General features: G+C 61.0%; 8 protein-coding genes. 6 read left to right on the forward strand and 2 right to left on the reverse strand.

Going from position 1 to position 6453, the window contains the following annotated elements:
- Nucleotides 1-335 (reverse strand): hypothetical protein (locus VGY55_25125; GenBank protein HEV2973274.1); only part of this gene is annotated, 335 nt, incomplete at its 3' end.
- A gap of 257 nt (nt 336-592) precedes the next feature.
- Between VGY55_25125 and VGY55_25130 the strand changes: the two genes are divergently transcribed.
- Nucleotides 593-2005, forward strand: a complete 1413-nt coding sequence (locus tag VGY55_25130; GenBank protein ID HEV2973275.1) for a hypothetical protein — start codon at nt 593-595, stop codon at nt 2003-2005.
- A gap of 6 nt (nt 2006-2011) precedes the next feature.
- Here the strand turns inward: VGY55_25130 and VGY55_25135 are convergent, their stop codons facing one another.
- The gene (locus tag VGY55_25135) at nt 2012-2209 is read right to left on the reverse strand and encodes a hypothetical protein (protein ID HEV2973276.1); all 198 of its coding nucleotides are present in this window, start codon (nt 2207-2209) and stop codon (nt 2012-2014) included.
- A gap of 90 nt (nt 2210-2299) precedes the next feature.
- On the opposite strand from VGY55_25135, the gene VGY55_25140 reads away from it, so the two are divergent.
- The 5 genes from VGY55_25140 to VGY55_25160 all read left to right on the forward strand — a co-directional run.
- Complete coding sequence (locus tag VGY55_25140) at nt 2300-3055, forward strand: glycerophosphodiester phosphodiesterase (GenBank protein HEV2973277.1); 756 nt, start codon at nt 2300-2302, stop codon at nt 3053-3055.
- Between the two features lie 142 nt (nt 3056-3197).
- Nucleotides 3198-3470: a WXG100 family type VII secretion target gene (locus tag VGY55_25145; GenBank protein HEV2973278.1), complete on the forward strand. Its 273-nt coding sequence runs from the start codon at nt 3198-3200 to the stop codon at nt 3468-3470.
- Between the two features lie 6 nt (nt 3471-3476).
- On the forward strand, nt 3477-4166 hold the full coding sequence (locus VGY55_25150; GenBank protein ID HEV2973279.1) for a hypothetical protein: 690 nt from the start codon (nt 3477-3479) through the stop codon (nt 4164-4166).
- On the forward strand, nt 4163-4384 hold the full coding sequence (locus VGY55_25155; protein ID HEV2973280.1) for a hypothetical protein: 222 nt from the start codon (nt 4163-4165) through the stop codon (nt 4382-4384). The genes VGY55_25150 and VGY55_25155 overlap by 4 nt, the downstream gene beginning before the upstream one ends.
- Before the next feature lie 43 nt (nt 4385-4427).
- A partial coding sequence (locus VGY55_25160) for an FtsK/SpoIIIE domain-containing protein (protein HEV2973281.1) occupies nt 4428-6453 on the forward strand: 2026 nt, incomplete at its 3' end.

A 6453-nucleotide genomic window follows, 5' to 3' on the forward strand; every position in this document is an offset into this window, starting at 1 on the left:
AGATCGCCGCCAATCCCGGAGCATAGATCGGCCCGCTCCGCGCCAGCCGGAAATCGGGCGACTTTGTACTGTGCGATTCGTTCGTCGGTAGCTTGCTCCAAACCGACGGACGAAAAGAACATCCGCCGAGCGAGGGAGAACTTCTCCGCCGCTCGCCGTCTCAGCGCCGCCTGCTGCAGAACCAAATGAGTCCGTTTGGCCGAAAGGTCTTTCCGTAGTCGGCCGGCGAGCGCCGGGGTCGGTTCCGCGGAGCCCGATGCCAGTTCGAGCCAGCGGGCCGCATCACCGCTCACAAGCCAGCGGTAATCCGTTCGAGAGATTGGCGAAATTGCCATTTTGTTGACAGCCCATTGGCGGGCGTTTATGATCGACTTAGGTTCTTTTGGCGGTGTACTTTGCGCTATCGATCGGCTCGCGGCCGCGATACCGATGGCCGGAGGCATCGCCATTGGTCCGCCGACATGACGACAGTGGGCGCGGTTCCAGGGCCACGTTGCCGCTTGCCCGCGGTTCGCAATCTCATCTTATCATCGGCCACAAGGCTCGTTTTACAATTTAGGTTCGGGCTTCGGCCCGCGGAGGAGAGCGCACGATGGCAGCCAAGGAAAATCAAGGTCTTCAGATCGCGCTAATCGGCTTTGTCATGCTCACGATTCTGCTGAGCGTGACGACGTATTTATTCTTCAAGAACTGGCAGGAGGCTGACGGAAAAATGAAAGCGGCCCAAACTGATGCCAGCAAAGCCAACGACAGCAAGACCGCGGCGGACAAAGACGTCGCCGACTTGAAGACGATCATCGGCAGCGCCCCGACCGACGACGTAGGCAAGATCAAGACCGATGTGAGCAGCAGCATCAACGGCCAGTACGTTGCGCTCGGACTTACGGCGCTACCGGCCGATCAGCAGAACTTGTTAAAGGTCAATACGGAACTCGGCACCACGATCAAGGCCAAGTATGCCGACGTGGAAAGTCGCGACACCGACATCAAGAATCTAAAGAAGCAGCTTGCGGCCGATGCGGAAAAGGCGACGGCGAAACTGAACGAGGCCGTGGCGGCCCGTGACGCGGCGGTGGCCGACCTGGACAAGGAGCGAGCTGCCTACAAGGCGGCCGTCGACGAACTCAAAACGGGCAAGGAGCAGCTCGTTCAGGACAAGAACGACTTGAACAAGAAACTCGACGAACTCAAGGCCGGCGACGATCGGCGCACCGCTGAGTTGCGGTCCCAATTGGACAAGACGAACAAAGACCTGGCCGCAATCAAGGACGCCTACAATAAGTATTTTCATCTCGATCCTTCGGCGACCGGCGGGCAAATCACCTGGGTCAATCAGCGCGACGAGATGGCCTATATCAATCTCGGGTGGGACGACGGGCTCCACCGCCGGATCACGTTCAGCGCCTACCCGCCTGGAACGACCGACGTGGAAAAGGGGGTCGCCAAAGGGAAGATTGAAGTGATCAACGTCACCGGACCTCATCAGGCCGAGGCGCGGATCGTCGAGAACCCTGTCAACAATCCGCTCTTGCCCGGCGACATGATCCACACCCAAGGCTGGCATCCCGGCCAGCACGAGCATTTCGCCATCGCCGGCTTCATCGACATCGACGGCGTGGGACGCGATCAAACGAAGAAGCTGCACGACCTGATCCTCGCCAATGGCGGAATCGTCGATGTCGAACTCGTCGAGGAAAAGAGCGCCGAGGGCAAAACGATCTTCAAGTCCAAGGGAGAGATGACGGTCAACACCCGCTATCTGATTATGGGGGAACAGTCCGCCGACAAAGCGGTGGTGTCCGAGCGACTCAGCGCTTCGGGGGGACTCAGCAAGGAGGCCGCCCGACTGGGAGTGGAGCAGATCGGCCTGCAGAAATTCCTGGGCATGATGGGCTACACGCCGCATTCCGCCGCCGGCATCGGGTCATCCGCTCCGGACGCAGACACCAACGGTTTCCGCCCACGCACGCCCCCCGCCCGCGGCAAGGATGACGGCGCATTCTAGGATGATTCACAGCGGCTCACACCGCCCGGCGTCGAATTCGGCATTGGCTTGACGCGCCGCCTCGTCGAGACGCCCGGCGCGAATATCCGCTTCGATTTGGCGGTCCCATGCTTCGGCGAAAAACTCCTCGAACCAGCGCGCGAATTCCGCTAGATCGTCAGGGGGTAGGCTGGTTACAACGGTTTCCAACTCGTGTAGCGTCACGTTTGCCTCCAGATTGCACCGAAGATAATTCTATTGTCCCATCCACGCAATCATGCGACAAGAGGCTGTAGAATGCTACGGATGGATTCGTTGAACGACTCGGTAAAGACGTTAGAACTTATCGCCCATCGCGGGGCATCTTGGGACGCGCCGGAGAATACGGTCTCGGCCGTCCGGCTGGCTTGGGAGCAGGGGGCGGATGCCGTCGAGGCCGATTTTCGCTTGACTCGCGACGGGCAGATCGTCGCGATCCACGACGATTCGACGCTCCGCATCGCCGGCGTCGATCTCCGCGTTCGGGAGCATTCTCTTGATGAGCTTCAGGCGCTCGATTTCGGCAGTTGGAAGAGCGATCGCTTCCGCGGGGAGCGAATCGCGACGCTCGACCAACTCTTGGCCACGATGCCGGCCGGTAAGCGGTTCTATGTCGAGATCAAATGCGGGGCAGAGATTGCCGGGCCGTTGGCCGCAAGCGTTCGCCAAGTGGGCTTGGCGGACGAGCGGATCGTCGTGATCTGCTTTTCGTCTGCCGTGCTGGTGCAGGTTCGCCGGGCGCTCCCAAAATCGCCGACTTACCTTGTCGTCGAGTTTCTCCGCGATCCGCAATCTGGCGCTTGGTTTCCCGATGCGGAGGCGATGCTCTCCGAGGCCGTTCGCACCGAGTTGACTGGGCTGGATTTGATGGCCGCTCGGCTGGATTCGGGATTGGTTGCCCGAGCGAAGGAGGCGGGGCTGGACCTCTGCGTCTGGACGGTCGATTCGCCGGAAGAGGCGCGGCGCACGCTGGATCTAGACATCCACCGGATCACGACCAATCGTCCTGGCTGGCTCCGCGAACAGCTCTGATGGCGCGTAGATAGCAGCGAATAACCGCCTCCGGAATCCGTTCTCGATGCGCTGTCTACGGTCTGCTGTCTACGGTATGATGGAAAGTAGCTGGCCGCGACGATTCACCGCGCGAGCCGGTCTCATCCGCGAGAGGTTCCTCATGTCGAAGGCCGTCGTCGATCCCGGCGAAGTCCGCCGCTTCGCTCATCAGCTCAAGCAGTTCACGGGTGAATTGCTCAATCAAATGGCGGTCGTGCAGCGGCAGGTGAGCGGCCTGGGAGCCACGTGGCGCGATCAAGAGCACAAGAAGTTTCTCGAGGATTTCGAGCAGCAGATTCAAGTCCTGCGGCGGTTCGTGGAATCCACCAATCAATACGTGCCGTATTTGATTCGGAAGGCCGAGCGGGTTGAAGAGTATTTGCACCAGCGGTGATTCGCCATGCAGGGCCCGGCTTACGTCAACTCGATCGCCGCTATTCAGAACTTCAAGAATGCGCTCGTGATGTATGTGGCGGAATCGAATCAGGGGACGACCAACTTGGAGACGGAGATTCGGCGGGCGTATGACTGGATCGCCGTCGATCGGGCCCAATACTGGCGCAATGAAATCCGCCGGGCAAACGACGCCGTCGTCCGAGCGAAAGACGAGTTGCACCATGCCCGGACCTTCAAACGGATCGACGATTATGTTCCGTCGTGCATCGATGAACGCAAAGCCCTCGAACGGGCGCAGCAACGGCTCAAGCTGGCCGAGGACAAGGCCGAGGCGGTAAAAAAATGGACCCGCGCCCTTCAACACGAGTTGAACGAATACGCCGGACGGATGGCGCAATTCAACGCCTTGCTCGAGATCGATCTACCCAAGGCGACGGCCAGTTTGGAGCGCGTTCTGGCCGCGCTCGATGACTATATTTCCACGAAGGCCCTCAGGCCGATGGCAGAACCTCGCTTGGGGGAGGTGGAGAGCAGTGGCTCAATGGCGATGCCGCGCGAAGAGCGCGACGACCAGAACACGCGGCTAACAGAACAGAGCGATTCGGTGGTCGGCGTCGAGGTCGGCGCGCCGCCGATTGACGAAAGCAACCTGACCTCCGACTCCCCGGCGGTCCACGAAGAGTCCCCCTCATGATTGTTGGCGATCTGGTGACGGGCGCTGCGAAGCTGTCCGGGGCCCTGAAGAATCTCTATTTGCACTGGGATGAGACGAAGGACCAGTGGCAGGATGCCGCCGGCCGCCGGTTCGAGGAGGATCATCTCGTGCCATTGGAGCCGAAGGTCCACCTGACGCTCGACGCCGTCGCCCGGCTCGCCGAGGTGCTGGAACGGGCACAGCGCGAGTGCAATTAGACGGCGGCAGCTTCGTTATACTCATGGGGTACTGATACGTCCAATGTCCAGCCTGCTATCCATCGCGGTTCAAAGGACGCTCGTGGCCGATCTCAAGCGGCTCGCGGCGGACCGCGATGCGGCCGAAAAGCGTATCCGAACCGAGTTTCTCTCCCGCAACGACGCGGCCGAGAAGGAGCTTTCCGCCGCGAAGGAGCAAAGCGCCAAGCGCTTCAAGGCTGATTCCGACGCCACGCAACGCGAATTCGATCAGGCTCTCGGCCAGCCGACGAGCGAATACGAGGCGCAGCATGCCTTGAGCGAAACCGAACTGACGGAAACTCGCGCCCGAGTGCTCGAACGGTACGAAACCCGCGAGCAAGAAGCGACCAAGCAGCTCGAGCAAGATTCCTGGCAAGCGACCACCGTGTTCGAGGCGAGTCATCCCGGCTTGGTCGAGCAATTGAATCGCGTCGAGGCGAAGATCAACGCCAATGCCGAGGCGCTCAAGGGCGTGGTCGAGCAGGTCTCGCAACATCTGCACCTTTGCCGGCAAACTGCCGCCTGGGAAGCGCTTCCCATTCAGGAGCCGGCCGGTGATGGGGACGATCCATTTCAGCAGCTTTCCGATTGCGTGGGGTTGGCCAATCAACGGCTGGTGGATTTGCGGCGGCTCGCTGCGCCGAAGTTTTTCGTCGGCGTGCGTCCGCAGTTCGCGGGAGTCATCATTTTCTTCGTTGCGATGATCGCTTCGTGGATCTTAATTCCCGCGAGCGAGTGGTATCGCCTTGGCATCGGAGCGCTGGTGGCGGGTATCTCAATCGTCGCGGTGCTGACTTGGCTTTACCACTTGGGCCGCACAACGGCAGCCGCGATCTGCGCCGATATCCGGCAAAGCGTCGCCGATGCCGAAAAGCTTAAGGAGCGCTGTCACGTTGACGCCAAGGCCTACTACGAAGCGCAACGGGCGAAAATGGCCAAGCGCCACCGCAGCGAAATCCGCCAGGCGAATGAGCGGCACTTGGCCCGGATGACCGAACTCACTAGCGACCGCGACGGCGCGGTCGTCGAGGCGGAAGAGACCTACCACCGCCGCGAGCAGCAGCTCGTCGAGCGTCGCGACGCGCAACTGCGTGCCGCCAAAGACAAATATCCGGACTTGCTGGTCAAAACTCGCGAGCGTTTCGAGCGCGAGCAGGCCGACGCGCAAACTCGCCATGACCGGTTGATGCGTGAAAGCAAATCGCGCCACGAGGTGGAATGGACCGCGATGGCCTCGCGATGGCGTGACGGAATGCGACAGCTTTACGGCACCGTGGCGGGAATGACCGCCGAAGCCGAGAAGCTCTTTCCTGCCTGGGACGATCCGGCGTGGAAAGAATGGGCGCCCCCCAAGGCGCCGCCGCCGGCGATCCGCTTCGGCGACTACACGCTGCGAATGGACCAGGTTCCCGGCGGGATTTCGGCCGATGAGCGGCTCAAGCCCGAGGGGCCGACCGTGCTCTCGCTCCCTGCGCTGTTGCCCTTTCCCCACAATGCGTCGGTGTCGATCCGGGCCGCGGGCGAAGGACGCTTGGCCGCGGTACACGTGCTCCAGGCGGTGATGTTGCGGCTGTTGGCAACGATCCCGCCCGGCAAGGTGCGGTTTACGATCATCGATCCGGTCGGGCTGGGGGAGAATTTCGCCGGCTTCATGCACCTGGCCGATTTCGACGACATCCTCGTGACCAATCGCATCTGGACGGAGCCCCAGCAAATCGAGTCCCGTCTGGCCGATCTGACCGAGCAGATGGAAAACGTGATCCAAAAGTATCTGCGGAACGATTTCGAGACGATCGCCGAATACAACGATTTCGCGGGCGAGGTGGCCGAGGCGTTCCGCGTTTTGGTCGTCGCGAATTTCCCGGTCAACTTCACGGAAGCCGCCGCCCGGCGGTTGACGAGCATCGCCGCCAGCGGGGCGCGGTGCGGGGTGTACGTGCTGATGACGACCGACACCAATCAGCCGTTGCCGATGCGGTTTGATCTTAAGGACATCGAATCGCACAGTACTAATCTGACATGGGACGGCGGCAAATTCATCTGGAAGG

The organism is Pirellulales bacterium (genome assembly GCA_035939775.1).
Classification (GTDB): domain Bacteria; phylum Planctomycetota; class Planctomycetia; order Pirellulales; family DATAWG01; genus DASZFO01.

Bases quoted from the DNA above. Each gene is read 5' to 3' on its own strand.
- VGY55_25130 (HEV2973275.1), top strand. From the start codon at position 593: ATGGCAGCCAAGGAAAATCAAGGTCTTCAGATCGCGCTAATCGGCTTT.
- VGY55_25145 (HEV2973278.1), top strand. From the start codon at position 3,198: ATGTCGAAGGCCGTCGTCGATCCCGGCGAAGTCCGCCGCTTCGCTCAT.
- VGY55_25150 (HEV2973279.1), top strand. From the start codon at position 3,477: ATGCAGGGCCCGGCTTACGTCAACTCGATCGCCGCTATTCAGAACTTC.
- VGY55_25155 (HEV2973280.1), top strand. From the start codon at position 4,163: ATGATTGTTGGCGATCTGGTGACGGGCGCTGCGAAGCTGTCCGGGGCC.